The organism is Micromonospora trifolii (genome assembly GCF_022229005.1).
Classification (GTDB): Bacteria; Actinomycetota; Actinomycetes; order Mycobacteriales; family Micromonosporaceae; genus Micromonospora; species Micromonospora trifolii.
Window position 1 is genome coordinate 135,489 of the sequence record NZ_JAKKFD010000023.1, and the last position, 18,357, is coordinate 153,845.

Below are 18,357 nucleotides of genomic sequence, written 5' to 3' on the forward strand. Positions count from 1 at the left end.
AGGTTGAGGACACATGCGCACCACCACGATCGGGGACATGAAGGTCCTGCTGCCGGACCTCGAACCGGACGACCTCGACACCACGACGGACCTGGCCGGCGGCCTCACCGAGGCCCTCGTCAACGGCGCAGCGTGGCACGGCTCGCACCTGGAGGACCCCCGCATCCGCAGCAGCCTGATCACCGGCGTGGACCTGAGCGAGAGCACCTGGGGAGCCGGAAGCCTCTACGGCTGCGAGATAACCCGTACCGACTTCTCCGGCGCGACTCTGACCGGCATGATCGTCGAACGTTGCGCCATTACCGGCTCCCGGTTCACCGGCACCAGACTCACCGACGTGCGCCTCAAGGACGTCCTGTTCGACCGCTGCCGCTTCGACTACGCCACCTTCCACCGCGTCACCGCCGCCGGCTCGGTCGCCTTCACTGACTGCACTCTCACCAACGGCGCGTGGTCCTCCTGCCGACTACCTCGCATCGCGCTGCGGTCCTGTGACCTCGCCGGCCTGGAATTGGACTCCTGCCACCTCGACGGCACCGACCTGCGGGGCAGCCGGCTCCAGGGACTCAAGACGCCGCTGGACAACCTGCGCGGCGTCACCCTCGACGAGGGCCAACTTCCTGACCTCACCCAGCTGACCGTCGCCGCCCTCAATCTCACAGTGCGCAACGATTGACGCCGAGGAGGCGTGGTGTTCGCTGACCCCACCGGTAGCCCGGACACGATCCTCGTCTGCGTTCGGGGCAACTCCGGCTCGGGCAAGAGCAGCATCGCCCGCGAGCTACGACGCCGGCACGGCCGGGGCTGCGCCCTGGTCGAGCAGGACTACCTGCGCCGCATCCTGCTGCGCGAGCGGGACCTGCCCGGCGGCATCGCGCCTGCGCTGATCGCGCAGACCGTCCGGTTCGCGCTGGACCACGGCTACCACGTGGTGTTGGACGGCATCATGCACGCTGGCCGCTACCGCGGCATGTTGACCTCCCTGCGGGACGGTCACCGCGGGCGGTCGCTGTTCTGCTATCTCGACGTGTCCCTGGCCGAGACCCTGCGCCGGCACCTCACCCGCCCGCAGGCCGGTGAGTTCACCGCCGAGCACATGAGCGGCTGGTACGCCGCCCATGACGTCCTGGGCTGGCCCGACGAACTCGTCCTCCCCGAGACCACCGGACTGGACGAGGCCGTCAACGCCATCGCCGCTGTGGCTGGGCTACCCCAGACCGGACGCGACGACGACGACCTGCTGCCGGACGTTCCGTCCCCGTAGAGCTAGCCCTCACCCCGCGAGGCCATGCCGCCCCCGTGGGCAGGCGAATCGGCATAGCCGCGAACAGATGGAATGACGCATCCTGGCTGGCCCCGATGACTCGACCATGATCATGCTCCCACCCCGCGTGGCCCCACCGGACGGACGGTCGACTGCGGCAGGATGACCGGATGCGACACGTCGTGCTGTTCCACTCCGTGTACGGGCTGCGGCCCGCCGTGCGCACCGCCGCCGACCGGTTGCGCGCCGCCGGGCATCAGGTCAGCACCCCCGACCTGTACGGCGTCCCGGCCACCGACACCGTTGAGGAGGGCTTCGCGCTGCTCGACAAGATCGGCCAGGAGGTGGTGCTGGACCGGGCCCGCGACGCGCTGCGTGACCTGCCACCGGAGACGGTCCTCGCCGGCTTCTCGATGGGCGCCGGGGTGGCCGGGGCGCTGCTGGCCGAGCGCCCCGACGCGGCCGGTCTGCTCCTGCTGCACGGCACCGGCGGCGCCCCGGACGCGGTCCGACCCGGGTTGCCGGTGCAGCTGCACCTCGCCGACCCCGATCCGTACGACGCGCAGGACGAGGTCGACGAGTGGCAGCAGGCGCTGACCGACGCCGGCGCCGACCTGACGGTCTTCCGCTATCCCGGCGTGGGCCACCTGTTCACCGACCCGGACCTGGCCGAGCACTCCCCGGACGCCACCGCCGGAGTCTGGCCGCGCGTGCTGGCCTTCCTGGCCGCCCGCTGAGCACCCGTCCCGCGGACCGCGCGTGCTCGGGTCAGGTGGACAGAGGCTGGGTCTGGCACCCTACGGCTTCAGCACGATCTTGCCTCGCGCATGGCGGGACTCACTCAGCTGGTGCGCGGCGGCCGCCTCTTGCAGAGAGAACACAGCCGCGACCGGCACTGTGAAACGACTCCGTTCGGCGAGTTCGCCGACGGCGGCGATTCCTTCGAGGGCCGGTGTGTCCGCGCCGGGGCCAGAGCCGCGCGACAGGTGCACGCCGTAGGCCGCGGCGTTGATGTCGGCGATGCTCACCACCCTGTCCGGGCTCGCGACCAGGCCGACCAGGTCTGGCAGTGAACCAGAGCCGGCACAGTCGAGTACGACATCCACCCCGCCGGGCGACAGAGTGTGGACACGCTCGGCCAGCCTGGGGCCGTAGGTGGTCGGGATCGCTCCGAGCGAGGCGAGGAATTCATGGTTGCTGTCGCGGGCCGTGCCGATGACGGCCGCACCGCGAGCGACAGCGAGCTGGATCGCTGTCGTACCGACCCCGCCGGCCGCGCCCTCGATCAACAACGTGGTGCCGTCCGTGACGCCCAACCGGTCGAGCACTCGGGTGGCCGTCTCGATGTTGCCCGCCGCGCCGCCGGCCTGCTCCCAGGTCAGGGCGGCCGGCTTCGGTGCCCACGCGGCCAGGACGGCGTATTCGGCGTTCGCTCCGCCCATCTGGGCGTAGTCCGTGATACCGAAAACCTCATCGCCTATTCGAGCCGTGGTCACCCCGTCACCGATTTCATCCACCACACCGGCAGCGTCGACACCGGGCACGTGCGGCAGGCGGAGCGGAATCCATTCCTGGAATCGGCCGGCGCGAACGTAGGTGTCGGCCGGATTGACACCCGACGCCCGAACCGTCACCCGTATCTGGCCGGGTCCGGCGTGCGGTTCCGGTGTCTCCGACACTACAAGGACACTCGCGGGACCGTACTTCGAAAATTGCAAAGCCCTCATGCGCAGGGACGCTAACGTGGGCCGCTGCCCGCCTCGCTAAAGTGAGAGCCGTGACCGATCGTTTGCCTCACGCTCTTCGCTCCGACGCCCTGGACAACCGCGAGCGCATCCTCGAGGCCGCTCGCGCCGTCTTCGCCGTTGACGGCCTGGACGTGCCGATGCGGGAGGTCGCACGGCGCGCCGGGGTTGCACCCGCCACCCTGTACCGCCGATTCCCGACCAAGGAGATGCTGGTCACCGAGGCATTCGCAGAACAGATGTACGCGTGTCGCGGCGTTGTCGACGAGGGCCTGGCCGATCCGGATCCATGGCACGGTTTCTGTCTCGTGATCGAGAAGATGTGTGAACTGCACGCACGCGACCGAGGCTTTACCGCAGCTCTTATGTCGACCTTTCCCCATGCAGTTGATTTCGAGGCGCGCCGTGAATACGCGCTCAGAGCGATCGACGACCTGGCCCGCCGTGCGAAGGAAGCGGGTCGCCTTCGCGCCGACTTCGTCCTCGACGACGTCATCCTCGTGCTCATGGCCAACAGCGGTATCCACGTGACCTCGCCGACTGCTCAGGTCAGCGCCTCCCGGCGCTTCGCCGCGCTCGCCATCTCGGCATTCCACGCCTCTGCGGATGTCTCGCCGCTCCCGCCCGTGGCGCGCTTGGCGCCTCCGGCGTCGGTATCCGGAGGCGGCAGAGTGGGCTAATACTACCGGCGACCCAGCCGGCCGGGATCCCGGCCGGCAGGGTCGCCGCGTCGATCATGTTCAGGGCGGGGCGGGGCGGGGCGGGGCGGGGTCTGGTCGCGAAGCCGACCCAGCCGCGTCGGGCGAGCCGCCGACCTTGCTCAGCGGGCGCTGGCACCGATGCGTGGGGGCGTGGCGGTGCCGTGCACCCGCTTGGCGTGGCTGGCGTACAGCCGGGGCGCGATGATCGGCATGAGCAGTCGCGCCGGCAGCGGGGCGTGCGCCAGCACCGCCTTGACCACCTCCGGGTCGCCCTCGTACATGGCCAGACCGAAGGCCAATGGCAGCTGCTTCTTCGGGGACTTGCTCATGCCGTGCTCGCCGAGCTGCATCCACTCCCGGGCGGTGACGTGCCGTTGCGCCAGCGGCAGGATCTCGCTCTCCTCCAGGGCCATGTGCTCGATCAGCGCGGCGCGCAGCTGCTCCAGGGTGTCCGCGAGCTGCTCACCGCCGCGTGCGGTACGGCGCCACTGGGGGAGGAGGGCGACCGCCGCCGCGTGGGCGTCCTCGATGGCGTGGTGCTGCGCCTCCATGGTGGGGACGATCGCCTCTGCCTCCGCGCCTCCGCGCTCCAGCAGCAGGGGCCAGAGCAGCAGGTCCTCGCCCTCGTGGTGCAGGTGCAGGATGTGGCAGAGCATCTCGGCGTGGGCGCCGACGACCTCCGCGCGCGTGGCGTCGCCCGGGGTGACGTCGCGGACGAGCTGCGGCAGCAGGCTGAACTCGCGACGGAGCGCCGAGTGCGCCATGTACATGTCGCGTACGTCGGCCATGGCTTCGCGGTGGTTCTGGTTCACGGTGACCTTTCCGAGGGATCAACTGGCACAGATCTGTTGATCATGCTCGGTACCACTTGGAACCGGCTTGGAATCCGCCAACCGGGACGGTCAGCGGGCCATCGCCGCCGTCGCCTCGGCCAGCCAGTGCGGCGACTCCCACCGGCGGGCCACCCGCGCGGCGAGGGCGAAGTGCCGGGTCGCCTTCTCGGTGCGGCCCACCAGCCGGAACAGCTCACCGAGGGTCAGCGCGACCGGCCGCACCACGGCCGCTGTGGTGGAGAAACCGGCCAGTTGGTCGCGGACCGGAAGCAGCGCGTCGATCACGGGTTGGGCCAGGTCCCGTCGACCCAGCGCCACGACGACCATCCCACGTACGCTGAGCAGCGCCGACTCGAAGTAGTCCGGGCGGTAGGTGTGCCGCCCGACCGGCGTCGCCCGTGCCTCGTCCAGGCGTCCGCTTCCGATCAGCGCCAGCGCCAGCAGGTCGTCCACGATCGGGCCCAACGACCCCCGTATCCGCCGGGTCGCCTCCAGGTGCTCACCGAACCGCCCCTGGCTGATCAGCAGGGTGCCGGTGGAGAAGTAGTGGAACGCCTCGGCGTGCAGTGAACCCTGCCGTCGCATCTGCACCTCGACCTGGTCGTAGTGCCGGCGGGCGGCGGTGAAGTCGCCGGCGATGTGCGCGAGGGCACCCAGCGAGCACAGGTTGATCGTCTGCGCCTCGTTCAGCTGGTACGTCTCGGCCAGCCGCCCCTGCCGGGCGACACTGAGGCGCAGTTCGTCCGGCTCGTTGAGCGCGGCAGCGCAGTGGCCCAGCGCCTGCTCGGCGACCGAACGGTAGGTCACCAGCCCGTGCTCGTCGGCGAGGTCGCGCAGCTTGAGGGCGAAGGTCCGGCGCTCCGGCGCCTCCCGCTCGTAGCTCATGGTGCGCAGCCGCGCGGCCAGCCCGAGGGCGCGCAGCTCGGGGTCGCTCAGCCGCTGCGAGAGGGACAGCGCCTCCCGTCCGGCCGCCACGCCTCGCGGGTCGGACTCGCCGTCCAACTCGGTGGCCAGCGCCTCCAGCAGCCGGCAGCGGGCGACCGGGTCCAGGTCGTCGGCGCGCAGCAGCCGGGTGAGCAGCTCGACGACCCGGTGGTCCACCACGCCGTACTCATGGGTCAGCCACGGGGTGGGGACGGTCCACGCGGTGAACGCCGCGACCAGCAGGTCGTCGCGGCCGGACGCCGCGGCAACGTCGACCGCCCGAGCGCGGGTCTGGCGGGCGGCGGCCACCGCGCCGGCCCGCGCCTGGGCGCGCAGCAACCGCCCGAGCAGGTCGACCCGGAGCGCGTCGCGGTCCCCGGCGACCGTGGCGGCGGCCTCGACGGCGTTGCTGAGCAGCTCGATCGCGGCGTCGTACGCGTACCGCCGCTCGGCCAGCTCGGCGGCCCGGATGGCGTAGTCGACGGCGAGTGGCGCGGTGTCGGCCGACGCGGCACGGGCGTACTGGTGGGCCAGGGTGGGGTAGTCGTCGGGCCGCAACCGGCGGGTGGCGGCGGCGATCCGCGCGTGCAGGCGGGTGCGGCGCAGCTGCGGCAGGTCGGTGTAGATGGTGTCGCAGACCAGGCCGTGCACGAACCGCACCCGCCCGGGCGCCGGTTCGGTGAGCAGCCCGGCGGTCAGCCCGGCCTCCAGCGCCCGCAGGACGGTGCCCTCGTCGGTGCCGGCGGCGTCGACGAGCGTTCGCACCTCGGCCTCCCGCCCCACGGCCGCGGCGAGACGCAGCACCGAGACGGTCGTCGACGGGAGGCGCGAGAGTCGTCGGCGCAGCACGTCGCGTACGCCCTCGGGCACCTCGGAGGTGGCCACGAGCGTGCCCTCGGCGGCGAGCAGTCGCGCCGACTCCCGGACGTAGAACGGGTTGCCGCCGGTCCGCTCGGCCAACGCGGCGACCGTGTCCGAGTCGACGGTGGTCCGGGCCAGCGCGCCGAGCAGCCGTTCAACCTCGGACGTGCTCAGACCGCCCAACGGGATCCGGTGGGGTGACCGGCGGGCCAGGACGGCCATCGTGTCGGCGAGCCGCTCGGTGTTGTCGGCGGGCCGCAGCGCCGCGACGAACAGGACGGTGCCGGTGGTCATCTCGGTGACGCTCTGCAACAGCAGCAACGTCTCGGCGTCCGCGGCGTGCAGGTCGTCGAGGATCACGGTGACCGGTCTGCCGGCTGCGGCGGCCTCCAACCAGGCGCCGACGGCACGGTGCAGCCGGAACCGGCCGGCGGTGACGTCGCCGCCGGGCTCGCCGTCGCCCCCGCCCCCGCCGAGCAGCGGGGCGAGCGCCGGTGCGACGTCACCCGGGGATGCCTGCTCGGCGAGTTGCCGCAGCGCCTCCACCCAGGCCCAGGCCGGCGGGGCACCCTCGACCTCCGGGCAGCGGCCGACCGCGACCAGCCAGCCGTGGGCGGTGAGCTCGTCCCGGAACCGGGCGAGCAGGCTCGTCTTGCCGGCCCCGGCCTCACCGCTGAGCAGCGCGACGCGCGGCCCGCTCGCCACCGCGTCGGCGGCTGCCTGCCGGAGCGCCGCCAGCTCCGTCTCCCGGCCGACGAAGACCTCCTCCGACACCTGCCGCCGGGCGCGTACCGCTGTCGCCGGCGCCCGTGGCAGCAGGTCGAGTCGCTGGCCCAGGATGGCGGACTCCACCTCGACCAGCGCCGGGCCCGGGTCCAGTCCGAGCTGGTCCGCCAGGGTCGCCCGCGCCCGGCGCAGCGCGGCGAGCGCGTCACCCTGCCGACCGGTACGCCACAACGCCAGCGCCAGCAGCCGCCAACTCTCCTCCCGCAGCGGCGCCTGCCGGGTCAACAGTTCAGCCTCCGGCACCGCCTCGGCCGCGTCGCCGCAGCGCACCGTCACGTCGAGCAGCAGCTCCCGGGCGCCGAGCCGCAGTTCCTCCAGCCGCAGCACCTCCGGCTGCGCCCACGGCTCAGCGGCGAATTCGGCGTACGCCCGACCGCGCCACAGTTCGAGGCCGCCGCTGAGCAACTGACGGGCCCGGCCCGGGTCGGCGGGGCCGACCGTACGCGCCTGGGCGAGCAGCGTCTCGAACCGACCGGCGTCGACGGCATCAGAGGGCAGCCGCAGCGCGTAGCCCGGTGGCGCGGTCACCAGGACCCGGGCCGGCGCACGGCGCTCGCGGGTCGGCTCCAGGAGGCGGCGCAGATGCGAGACGTACGCCTGGAGGGAGGCGATCGCCCGCGGCGGCGCGTCCCCCCGCCACAGATCCTCGATCATCTGCCCGACGGAGACGACCTCGCCGCGGGCCGCGAGCAGCAGCGCGAGCACGGCGCGTTGGCGGGGGCCGCCGAGGTCGACCGGCCCGCCTGTGTCGACCTCGACCTCAAGCGGCCCGAGCACCCGTAGCAGCATGACGGACCAATCCTAGTCACCGCTGGTGAGCGGCTCAGCCGCTCCCACTGGCCGGCTCACGGCAGGCGTGGACGGCGGCTCACCACCGCGCGGGGCCGTCGTTCGACGCGGGCCGTGGCGAACTTCGTGATCAATCACGTGGGCGATCCGCTGGCCGCGATCACCGAGCTGCGACGGGTCGTCCGGTCCGCTGGTCGGGTCGCGGTCACCGTGTGGCCGCACCCCCCGCCCGAGGCGCAGAGCCTCTGGGGCGAGGTCTTCGACGCCGCTGGCGTCGACCGTCGCGCCGTCGCCGCCCCGACGGTGCACGCCGATCGGGACTTCCCGCGTACCCCCGATGGGTTGACGGGCCTCCTTGACCAGGCCGGGCTCACCGACGTGCGCTGCGCTCCGATCACCTGGGCCCACCGCACCGACCCGGATGCCTGGTGGAGCGGCCCTGCCAACGGCATCAGCAAGCCGGGTCTGGTGATGGAGACCCAGCCGGCTGCCATGATCACCCGCATTCGTGCCGCGTACGACGAGCTGACCGCCCGCTACCGTGGCCCGGACGGCCTGCTCGCGCTGCCCACAGCGGCGCTGCTGGCCTCGGCGTCGGTGCGGTAGCGGCCCGGCCGCCTTCGATGAGGGGCACCCGGCGAGAATGAGGCGTGGAGTTTCTCTGTTACCACAGTGACCGGCCCGGCTCGATGGCGTTGCGCGACGAGCTGTTGCCCGAGCACTGGTCCTACATGGATCGGTACGCGGCGGAGATGATCGCCCGTGGCCCGACAGTCGTCGGCGACACACCCACCGGCAGCGTGCACATCGTCGACCTGCCCGACCCGGCCGCCGCGCGGGCATTCGCCTTCGAGGAGCCGAACTACCAGGCCGGCGTGTACCGGGACGTGATGCTGCGCCGATGGCACAACACGCTGGGCCGCACCATGTGGGACTTCCCGGGCGGCCGGACCGGCGGCAACCGTTATCTGGTGCTCGGCCTCGGCGCCGGGCAGGCCGTCGACCTGGCCGTGCCACCCGACCCGGACGAGCTGATCGCGTACGGGCCCCTGCTGGCCGACGACGGCGTCACCTGGCTCGGCACCGCCGCGCTGCTCCGGGCACCGAACCCGGAGGCGGCGCGCGCCGTCCTGACGGTGGACCGGTACGCCGACATCGAGGTGCACAACTGGCAGTTCGGCGGGCGACAGTCCTGACCCGTCCTGACCCCCTCCGATGCCCCGCAGTCAGGCGGAGGCGGGCAGGCCGTCCAGGGGGCGGATCAACGGCGGGCGGGGTATTGCCCGCACCACGCCCGGTGGACTGCCGGCGTCGGCGAGTGTCCAGTGCCCGGCCGGACTCGCCGGCGTGAGGCGGACCGGCACGGCGGGCCGTCCGACGTCCCGGGGCGAGCTACCACCTCCACCGCGCGCAGACACGGACGCCGCTGTGGCTGGCGTCGGCGGTACGTCGCCCACCGAAGCGACGGCTCGGAGCCGGTGGGGGCCGGCCGTGCGCTCGGCGCCGGGACGGGTGGCCATCGTCGGGGTGGGGTTGGCTCGCCTCAGCCCGGTCGGACCGGTGACACCGCCCGGCCCCGCCGAGGCCAGCGCCGCGAAGACGGCGTCGAGGCGGCCGGTCCGAGCACCAACGGTGTCGAGGCGCACGATCTCGGCGTTCCTCGCCGCCGAGCCGTTGACAGCGGGGTCGGGCGGGTTGGCGTCCCGGTGCACGGTGTCGAGGTGCGCGACGCTGACGGCCCGACGTTGGAAGACGGCCCGCAGGGCGCGGGGCAACCGCTCGGCGGCGACCTGGCGCAGCGCGGGCGCGGCGAACGCGTACCCGGCGGCGTGGTGGGGGAGCAGCAGCCCGGCGGCGACCAGCCTGCGGAGCGCGGATGCGGACCGGCCGGGCGTCCAGCCGAGTGCCCGGTCCACTGTCGGGCCGGAGATCAGACCACCGAGGGTGCCGGCGGCCATCAGTACCGCCCGCCGCTCACCGTCGAGGTGGTCCAGCTCCGCTCCGACGGCCCGGCGCACCGCCTCGGGCAGCGCGAGCGCCGCCGGATCGGCGCCGTCCACCAGTGACGTGACGTACGCCGTGGCGTGCCCGGGCCGGCCTCCCACCAGCGGCAGCAGCCGGTCGACCAGTGCCACCGGCTGTCCGGCCCGGGTGAGCAGGTGGCGCAGCAGCCGTCCGGACTGCACAGTGGCCAGTGGTCCGATAGTCATCTGTCGGGCCGGGCCGGGCCGGGTGTCGGCCCACTGCGGTTGGTGCACAGTGAGCAGGGCCAGCGGCAGTCCGCGTTCCGTCGCCGCGCCGAAGAGCGCGTGCAGGAACCGGCTCACCGCGGGCGCGGCCCGGTCCAGGTCGTCGACGGCCACGATCAGCGGCCGGTGGGCGGCCAGCCGCAGCAGGACCTCCCGGAAGATCGCCGCCCCGGCGAGGGCGGCCGAGCCGTCCGGGGTGGTCAGCATCCGCTGGAGCGCCGGGACCGCGGTGGCCACCCTGGTCGGCGGGAACAGCGGCGTCAGGGCGGCGACGAGCCGGTCGTGGACCGCCGCCGGGCCGTCGCTGTGCCGGATCCCGGCGAGGCCGCGGAGCAGGTGCGCGACCGGCGCCAACACCTGATCGGGGTACGGCTGGCAGGCCGCCACACACCAGCGGACCGACAAGCCGTCCACCGTGGTCAGCCCGCGGGTCAGCTCATGCAGCAGCCGGCTGCGGCCACTGCCGGTGGGGCCGACCAGGGAGATCCAGCGCGGCGTCCGGTCCCGGATGGCCGCGCTCAACTGGTCGCGGATGGTGGCCAGTTCGCGGCGTCGACCGATCAACGGGCCGTCGTGCCGGTCGGCGCCGGGGCGTACCGGACCGACGGCGTGCCAGACCGGCACCGGCGGCACCCGGCCGGCGACCGGCACCGGCGTCAGCTGACGTTGGGTGATCAGGCCGGCGGTGGCACGGGCGGTGGCCGCGCAGAGTGCGACGGCACCGGGCGCTGCGTACTCCTGCAGGCGCGCCGCGGCGGTGATCACCGCGCCGCTGGCCACACCGTGCCCGCCGGTGACGACGTCGCCCAGGTCGACCACCACCTCGCCGGTGGCGACACCGACCCGGACGCGCAGCCTGATGCCGTCGACCATGGGCCGTCGGTCCAGCGCGGCCTGGATCTCCAGCCCGGCGCGCACCGCCCGGTACGCGTCGAAGCCGTCGGAGTGCCGAGCGCCGAAGAGTGCCATCACGGCGTCGCCGATGTACTTCTCCACCACCCCCTGCCAGCGGTGCAGCACACCGGCGACGGTGTCGAAGTAGGCCCGCTGCAACGCTCGGACGTCCTCCGGGTCGAGCCGGTCCACCAGGGCCGTGGAGCCGACGATGTCGGCGAAGAGGACGGTGACGATGCGCCGCTCCTGGGGTACCGGCCAGAGCGGGGTGACGGTCCGTTGCGCGTCGACGATGATGCTGGTGGTCATGGGTATCGCACCGGCCTTTCTCCCCGCTGTTGCCTGATCACCTCCGGAGATTGGCATTCCTGGGCCGACAGGGGATCTGCCGAACGACGTATGTCGGCCACCTGCAACCTTTAGTCGCAAAGTCGACGCGAGGAGTACCACAAGCGGTAGGCGGCCGTAGAACGGTGTGGGGCCCTGTGATTAGGCTGCGTGGCATGGCCAGCGATGTGGACACCGCACCGCTCGTGGGCCGGGCCGAGCTGGTGCAGACGGTTCGGTCCGCGTTGCTTGGTGACGCCGCGCACGGGCAGACCGCAGCGGTCTTCCTGACCGGCGAGAGCGGAGTGGGAAAGACCCGGCTGTTGGGCGAGATCGGCAACCGCCTGCGGGAGCGCGGCGCCGTGGTGCTCACCGGCAGCTGCCTGGACATCGGTGACGCCTCCCCGCTGCACCCGCTGCTGCAGGCGTTGCGCCGGTTCGACGCCGAGGTGTCCGCCTCGCCCGCCCGCACCTCCTCGGCGGTGCGAGGGCTGTTGCAGATGTTCGCCGACGAGACCGCCGGCCCGGACGGCGCCGGCGCGTTGCTGGAGCGGGTCTCCCGGGGCCTGCACCTGATCGCCGAGGGTCGCCCGCTGGTGCTGATCCTCGACGACCTCCAGTGGGTCGACCGCAGCACCCGGCAGCTCCTGCTCTACCTGCTCGCCGGTCTGGGTGATCTTCAGCTGTCGGTGCTGGCGGCGGTGCGTGCCGAGTCGTTGCAGGGCGCCCACCCGCTGCGCCGGGTGCTCACCGAGTTGCGTCGGCTCCGCACGGTGCGGGTGCTCGACCTGGCGCCGCTGGGTCGGGTCGACACCGAGACCCTCGCCGCCGCGGTGGTCGGCCGACCGCTGGCCGCCGACGCGGCCGAGCAGGTGTGGCAGCGCAGCGGCGGCAACCCGTTCGTCATCGAGGAGCTGGCCCGGGACCTGCGCGACGGCCGCGACGGCCTGTCCGAGACGCTGCGGGAGATCTTCCTCGACCGGGTCGACGCGCTGCCCCAGCACGCGCACGCCGTGGTGCACGCGGTGGCCGCCGGTGTCGAGCCGGTGCAGCACTGGTTGCTGGCCGAGGTGCTGCGGATGCCGGAGGACGAGCTGATCGCCGCGGCCCGGGCAGCGGTGGCGCACCGGCTGCTGGTCGGCGCCGACGAGGGCTACCGACTGCGGCACCGCCTCGTGGCCGAGGTGCTGGCGCACGAGTTGCTGCCGGCCGAGCGCTCCGGGCTGCACCGCCGCTACGCCGAGGCGCTGACCACGGCGCCGGGTGAGCTGCACCAGGCCCGTCTGGCGCACCACTGGCGGCTGGCCGGCGAGCCGGCGCGCGCCCTGCCGGCGGCGGTGGCCGCCGCCCAGGAGGCCGAGCGGCTGCACGGTTACGCCGAGGCGCACCGGCACTGGTCGGCGGCGTTGCAGTTGGCCGCCGAGCTGGGCCCGCTGACTGTGGACCGGGTCGAGTTGCTCGAGAACGCCGCCGAGGCGGCCCACCACTGTGGGGAACACGCCCGCGCGTTGGCCCTGCTGGAGGAGTTGGCCACGCTGCGGGGTGGCGAGCCGAGCTGCGCGCTGCACATCCGCCGGGCCCGTTACCTGGCCGCCGCCGGCCGCTCCGCGCTGGCCGAGGAGGAATACCAGCGGGCGTTGAAGGCGGGGGACTGCTCCCCTCGGGACCGGGCGAGCGCCGCCGCCCGCCTGGCCGAGCTGCTGCTGCACCTGGGCCGCTACGCCGACGCCGGCGAGCGGGCCCGCGAGGCGCTGGCGTTGGCCGAGAACGTCGCGGGCTCCGCCACCGAGGTGGTGCTGGCCAGTTCGGCATTGGGCTTCAGCGACGCCTGCCTGGAGGACCCGGACGCCGGTCTGGCGGTCATGCGCGACGCCCTCGACACCGCCGAGCGTGCCGGTCAGCCCGAGGACGTGGCCTGCGCGTACCTGCACCTGGCGGAGCTGCTGACCGGGCCGCTCAACGTCCTCGAAGAGGGCGTCGTGGTGGCCCGGCGGGGCGCCGAGCGGGTGGCCGAGCTGGGGCTGGGCCGCACCTGGGGCACCCGGCTGCTGGCCATCGCCATCAACGGGCTGTTCCGGGTCGGTCAGTGGGCCGAGGCGGAGAAGGTGGTGGCGGCGGCCCTGCGGCACCGACCGTCCGGTGCGGACGCCGTGGAGCTGCTGTTGGCCCGGTGCCGGCTGTCGGTGGGCTACGGCGACATCGAGGCCGCCGGTCGGGACCTCGACGCGGTGGCGACCCTGCTCGCCGGCGGCGGGGCGCGACACGTCATTCCATTGCTCACCCTGCGCTCCGGGCTGGCCATGTGGGAGGGCCGGCACGACGTGGCGCGGCAGGCGGTGCAGCGCGGCCTCACCGAGAGCCGTTCCGACGACGTGATGATCCTCTCCGCGCTGGTCTGGCACGGCCTGCGCGCCGAGGCGGAGGCGCACGCCAGCCGTACTGTGGAGGTGGACCCGACGGCGGTGCGCCGGCTGCGCGACGTGGCCGAGCGGGTGGCGCGCAAGAGCGCCGGTGCCGCTCGGCCGGTGCGCTCGGTGGTGGAGGGCTTCCTGGCGCTGTGCGCCGCCGAGGTGAGCCGCCTCGACGGCAGCGACCCGGAGCTGTGGGCCACGTCGGCCGCCGAGTGGGATCGACGCAATCACCCCTACCCGGCGGCCTACTCGCGGCTGCGGCAGGCCGAGGCTCTGCTGGCCCGGCGCAGCCGGGTGGCCACCGCCGGCAAGCTCCTGCGGGAGGCGTACCGGGTGGCGCAGGGGTTGGGCGCGGTGCCGTTGACCTCGGAGATCCGCGAGCTCGCCGGGCGGGCCCGGGTGTCGCTGGACGAGCACGACAGCACCACCGGCACGCGCAGCGTTCCGGTCGAGGCGTCCGACGACGAATTGGCGGCGCTCACCGCCCGGGAGCGGGAAGTGCTCGCCCTGGTCGCCGAGGGGTTGACCAACAGGGAGATCGGGCAGCGGCTGTTCATCAGCGAGCGGACCATCGGGGTGCACGTGTCGCACATCTTCGACAAGCTCCAGGTCCGTACCCGCGTGCAGGCCAGCGCGATCCAGTTGCGCAACCAGCGGGCCTGACCGACCCGACCACTGAAGTACGTATCCCGGCGCGTGTGCGCGCCGGGATACGTCGTTCTACTGATCCGGCGGGCCGGTGTCGGCTGAGAGGCTGGGCCGCGTCGACGACGGCACGGGGGATGCCGCCGACCACGATGGAGGAGAAATGATCGAACCGGTCTGGGGGCCCGTGCACCGGGACATCGTCGACCTGCTCGCCGATCATCCCGCGGACGTGCCGGCCGTGGTCGATCACCTGACCAAGCTCCAGGACATGCTGGTCCGGCTGCCACCGTTGGAAGAGAGTTGTCCCCTCGCTGACTTCAACAAGCTCTACCTGACCATCACCAGCAGCGTGCTGGACGGGCTGTACGACGACCGCTTCGTCGACCCGGTCTTTCTCTCCCGGCTCGACGTCGAGTTCGCCGCCCGGTACTTCGACGCGATGCGGCTGTGGACCGACTCCAGCCCCGGCACCCCGAAGGCGTGGTCGTGCCTCTTCGAGCGGATGCAGGGGCCGGATGCCCGGCCGCTGCCGTCGGCGGCGGCCGGGGTGAACGCGCACATCAACTTCGACCTGCCGTTCGCCCTGGTGACCACGTTCGACCACCTGGAGTCGGAGCCGGTCGACGGCAGCGACCAGCACCACGACTACCTCGAGATCAACAACATCTTCGCGGACAAGATCCCCGGCCTGCGCCGGGGCTACCTGGAGCGGTGGCAGCTGCTCATCGACATGCTCAACGGCGACATCGACGACTGGTACCAGGGGGAACTGGTCGAGTACACCCGCGATGTCGCCTGGCGCAACGCGCAGAAGATCTGGCGGTGCCGGCACGACCCGGACGCCCGCGAGTGTGAGCGCAGACGGTTGGACGACAACGCCGCGGCGCTCGGCCGGTTGCTGCTATCGCCCCTCGGGGCGTTCCTGCAGTAGCCGGGACGGGGGGCCCCCGCGCTCCGCCCCGTGGGGGGCGGCGGAGCGCGGGGGCGCGTCCCACCAGTTCCACCCCGCGTGGCAGCCCGAGGTCGGGCCGGTCACGCAGGGGACAGCCGGTCGGCCCGGGGGGTGTCGACCGTCTGCCACCGTCGGCCGGCCCGGGGGGGTGTCGGCCGACGGTGGGGGAGCGCCGAACGGGGGTCACGTCGAACGGCGTGCGGATCCGGGGGTGTCGGCGGGCTCGGATCGGGTACGCCCGCGCCATGACCGTCCTGGCCCGGCGTCGGCCCGCCGCCCGCCCCCGACCCGCGCGGCCCGGCCCCCTTCGGCCGGGTGGCCCCGTGTCGCGACCCACCGCTCGGCCCGGCGCCCGATGACCGGCGTCGCGGCACGCTTTCCGTTCCGATTCGATCCGGTGTTCCGCCCGGTGCTGGCTTTGCTGGGGGTCCGCCCGGCGACGGCCTGGGTCGCCGTCGGCGAACGGGACCTGACCATCCGGTACGGGCCGTGGCAGCTGCGGACCGACCGGGACAATGTCACAGCCGTCGAGGTGAGCGGTCCGTATCGCTGGTGGCGGGCGATCGGCCCGCACCTGTCGCTGGCCGACGGCGGTGCGACCTTCGGCAGCAGTGCGGCCGGCGGGATCTGTCTGCGCTTCGGCGTACCCGTGCCGGCGCTGGTGCCCGGGGGGCGGCCCCGGCACCCGGCGGCCACGGTGACCGTCGCCGACCCACCCGCGCTGGCCCGGCTGCTCGCCGTCCCGGACCGGTCCTGAGCAGGCCGAACAGGTGCCCGGTTCCGCCGATCGGGCGCCCGGGCACCGCCTACCGTCGGATCAGGACCTGTGAGGGTGGGACTGACGATGGGTGACGAGGACCGGGCGAAACCACGACGCTGGAGCGGGCGCCGCCACGCGCCGAGCGGGCCGGACCCGGCGCTGCGGGCGGCCCGCGATCCGGCCCGCCCACACCGGGGCGGCCGGCAGGGCGTCGTGGTGCCAGAACGCGTGGCCACGCCGGCCCGCTCGGCGCCGCCGGCCAGCCCGCTGCGCCGGTGGCTCTTCCAGCACCAGGTGCAACCGCCCGGCCCCGAGGCGACCGAGGGGCAGAGCCGTCGGCACGCCTGGTGGCAGGTGATGTGCCTGACCGGCGTTGACTACTTCTCCACGCTGTCGTACCTGCCGGGCATCGCTGCGGTGGCGGCCGGAGCGCTCTCCCCGCTGGCGACCCTGTTGATCGTCGTGCTCACCCTGTTCGGCATGCTGCCGATGTACCGGCGGGTGGCCCAGGAGAGCCCACACGGTCAGGGCTCGGTGGCGATGTTGGAGCGGTTGTTGCCGTTCTGGCGGGGCAAGATCTTCGTCCTCGTGCTGCTCGGCTTCGTGGCCACCTCCTGGATCATCACGATCACCCTCTCCTCGGCTGACGCCACAGTGCACCTGTTGGAGAACCCGTACCTGCCCGACGTCCTGCACGGGTCCCTGGTGCCGGTCGTGGTGACGGTGGTGCTGCTGCTCATCCTCGGCGGGGTGTTCCTGCTCGGGTTCCGCGAGGCGGTGGTGGTGGCCATCCCGCTGGTAGCTGTCTTCCTGGTGCTCAACGCGGTGATCGTCGTGGTCGCGGTGACCCGGATCGTCGAGGACCCGGGCATCGTGTCGAGCTGGACGGCCGCGGTGACCTCGACCGGTGGCGGGCCGGGCCACGTGCTGCTCACCGCCGTCCTGGCGTTCCCGCTGCTGGTGCTGGGGCTGTCCGGTTTCGAGACCGGGGTCAGCATGATGCCCCTGGTCTCGGCCGACGGCCCGGACAAGCAGGCCCGGCTCGCCGCCCGGATCCGCAACACGCGTCGGCTGCTCACCACCGCCGCGCTGATCATGTCGGTGTACCTGATCTCGACGACCTTCGTGACCACGGCGCTCATCCCGGCGGAGGAGTTCCGGCCGGGCGGCGGCGCGAACGGGCGGGCGCTGGCGTTCCTGGCGCACACCTACCTGGGGGAGGTGTTCGGCAGCGTCTACGACGTGAGCAGCGTGCTCATCCTCTGGTTCGCCGGCGCCTCGGCGATGGCCGGGCTGATCAACATCGTGCCGCGCTACCTGCCGTCGTACGGCATGGCACCGGAGTGGGCGCGGGCCGTACGCCCCGTGGTGATCGTCTACACCGTCGTCAGCGTCGCCATCACCATCGCCTTCCGCGCCGACGTCAACGCCCAGGCCGGGGCGTACGCCACCGGGATCCTGGCGATGATGGTCTCCGGGGCGGTGGCGGTGACGATCTCCGCGGCTCGTCACCACCGGCGCGGCTCGGCGATCGGCTTCACAGTGCTGACACTGGTGCTGCTGTACGCGCTGCTGGAGAACGTCATCGAACAGCCGGACGGGATCACGATCTCCGCTCTGTTCATCCTCGGCATCATCGTGGTCTCGTTGGTCTCCCGGGTCACCCGGACCACCGAGCTGCGCGCCGAGCGGATCGAGTTCGACGAGGCGGCCCGTCGGTTCATCACGGAGTCGCTGGCGCACGACGGGCAGCTGCACCTGATCGCGAACAAGCGACAGAAGGGGTCGGTGAAGGAGTACACGCTCAAGGAGCGGGCGCAGCGCGGGATGAATCCGGTGCCCGGGGCCGCGGACGTGCTGTTCCTGGAGATCGATGTGGTCGATCCGTCGGAGTTCAGTCAGGTGCTGCGCGTGCACGGGATCGAGGTGGGTGGTTTCCGGGTGCTGCGGGCCAACAGCCCGGCCGCGCCGAACGCGATCGCCGCGATCCTGCTGGCCCTGCGGGATGCCACCGGCGTCCGGCCGCACGCGCACTTCGAGTGGTCGGAGGGCAGCCCGATCGCGCACCTGGCGCGCTACCTCATCCTGGGTCGGGGGGACACCCCGCCGGTGGTGCGGGAGATCATCCGTCGGACCGAACGGGACCCGCTGCGTCGGCCCGGCATCCACGTCGGCGGGTGACATCGATGCCCGTCTGACAGCTTTGAAGATGA

14 protein-coding genes are annotated in these 18,357 nt (G+C 72.9%); 10 read left to right on the forward strand and 4 right to left on the reverse strand.

Annotated features, from left to right (window positions below; genetic code table 11):
• Nucleotides 1-13 precede the first annotated feature (13 nt).
• The 3 genes from NIE79_RS16255 (at nucleotide 14) to NIE79_RS16265 (ending at nucleotide 2,001) form a co-directional block, all read left to right on the forward strand.
• Nucleotides 14-676, forward strand: coding sequence for a pentapeptide repeat-containing protein (locus NIE79_RS16255; RefSeq protein ID WP_238679398.1), 663 nt, complete (start codon nucleotides 14-16; stop codon nucleotides 674-676).
• A 15-nt stretch (nucleotides 677-691) separates the two neighbouring features.
• Complete coding sequence (locus NIE79_RS16260; RefSeq protein WP_238679399.1) at nucleotides 692-1,264, forward strand: kinase; 573 nt, start codon at nucleotides 692-694, stop codon at nucleotides 1,262-1,264.
• A gap of 170 nt (nucleotides 1,265-1,434) precedes the next feature.
• The gene (locus NIE79_RS16265) at nucleotides 1,435-2,001 is read left to right on the forward strand and encodes a dienelactone hydrolase family protein (protein ID WP_238679400.1); all 567 of its coding nucleotides are present in this window, start codon (nucleotides 1,435-1,437) and stop codon (nucleotides 1,999-2,001) included.
• Between the two features lie 60 nt (nucleotides 2,002-2,061).
• Here NIE79_RS16265 and NIE79_RS16270 read toward each other — a convergent pair whose 3' ends face one another.
• A complete protein-coding gene (locus tag NIE79_RS16270) occupies nucleotides 2,062-2,991 on the reverse strand; it encodes an NADP-dependent oxidoreductase (RefSeq protein ID WP_372471576.1) in 930 nt (309 codons plus the stop codon).
• A 50-nt stretch (nucleotides 2,992-3,041) separates the two neighbouring features.
• On the opposite strand from NIE79_RS16270, the gene NIE79_RS16280 reads away from it, so the two are divergent.
• Nucleotides 3,042-3,689: a TetR/AcrR family transcriptional regulator gene (locus NIE79_RS16280; protein ID WP_238679401.1), complete on the forward strand. Its 648-nt coding sequence runs from the start codon at nucleotides 3,042-3,044 to the stop codon at nucleotides 3,687-3,689.
• 140 nt (nucleotides 3,690-3,829) lie between these two features.
• Here NIE79_RS16280 and NIE79_RS16285 read toward each other — a convergent pair whose 3' ends face one another.
• Both NIE79_RS16285 and NIE79_RS16290 read right to left on the reverse strand, forming a co-directional pair.
• On the reverse strand, nucleotides 3,830-4,498 hold the full coding sequence (locus NIE79_RS16285; RefSeq protein WP_238679402.1) for a hemerythrin domain-containing protein: 669 nt from the start codon (nucleotides 4,496-4,498) through the stop codon (nucleotides 3,830-3,832).
• 114 nt (nucleotides 4,499-4,612) lie between these two features.
• Entirely contained in the window at nucleotides 4,613-7,903 is a 3,291-nt protein-coding gene (locus NIE79_RS16290) for an ATP-binding protein (RefSeq protein ID WP_238679403.1), read from the reverse strand.
• A gap of 126 nt (nucleotides 7,904-8,029) precedes the next feature.
• Here NIE79_RS16290 and NIE79_RS16295 point away from each other — a divergent pair, with 126 nt between their 5' ends.
• Nucleotides 8,030-8,509, forward strand: a complete 480-nt coding sequence (locus NIE79_RS16295; protein WP_238679404.1) for a methyltransferase domain-containing protein — start codon at nucleotides 8,030-8,032, stop codon at nucleotides 8,507-8,509.
• Between the two features lie 44 nt (nucleotides 8,510-8,553).
• Nucleotides 8,554-9,099: a YciI family protein gene (locus tag NIE79_RS16300; RefSeq protein ID WP_238679405.1), complete on the forward strand. Its 546-nt coding sequence runs from the start codon at nucleotides 8,554-8,556 to the stop codon at nucleotides 9,097-9,099.
• 30 nt (nucleotides 9,100-9,129) lie between these two features.
• Here NIE79_RS16300 and NIE79_RS16305 read toward each other — a convergent pair whose 3' ends face one another.
• Nucleotides 9,130-11,355 carry an adenylate/guanylate cyclase domain-containing protein gene (locus tag NIE79_RS16305; protein ID WP_238679406.1) on the reverse strand — a complete coding sequence of 742 codons (2,226 nt, stop codon included), beginning with the start codon at nucleotides 11,353-11,355 and terminating at the stop codon, nucleotides 9,130-9,132.
• Between the two features lie 194 nt (nucleotides 11,356-11,549).
• Here NIE79_RS16305 and NIE79_RS16310 point away from each other — a divergent pair, with 194 nt between their 5' ends.
• The 4 genes from NIE79_RS16310 to NIE79_RS16325 all read left to right on the forward strand — a co-directional run bounded on the left by NIE79_RS16310 (nucleotide 11,550) and on the right by NIE79_RS16325 (nucleotide 18,325).
• Nucleotides 11,550-14,447, forward strand: a complete 2,898-nt coding sequence (locus tag NIE79_RS16310; RefSeq protein WP_238679407.1) for a helix-turn-helix transcriptional regulator — start codon at nucleotides 11,550-11,552, stop codon at nucleotides 14,445-14,447.
• A gap of 145 nt (nucleotides 14,448-14,592) precedes the next feature.
• On the forward strand, nucleotides 14,593-15,363 hold the full coding sequence (locus NIE79_RS16315) for a DUF5995 family protein (RefSeq protein WP_238679408.1): 771 nt from the start codon (nucleotides 14,593-14,595) through the stop codon (nucleotides 15,361-15,363).
• A gap of 430 nt (nucleotides 15,364-15,793) precedes the next feature.
• Nucleotides 15,794-16,141: a hypothetical protein gene (locus NIE79_RS16320; protein WP_238679409.1), complete on the forward strand. Its 348-nt coding sequence runs from the start codon at nucleotides 15,794-15,796 to the stop codon at nucleotides 16,139-16,141.
• Between the two features lie 87 nt (nucleotides 16,142-16,228).
• Nucleotides 16,229-18,325, forward strand: a complete 2,097-nt coding sequence (locus tag NIE79_RS16325; protein ID WP_238679410.1) for an APC family permease — start codon at nucleotides 16,229-16,231, stop codon at nucleotides 18,323-18,325.
• The last annotated feature ends 32 nt before the right edge of the window (nucleotides 18,326-18,357 follow it).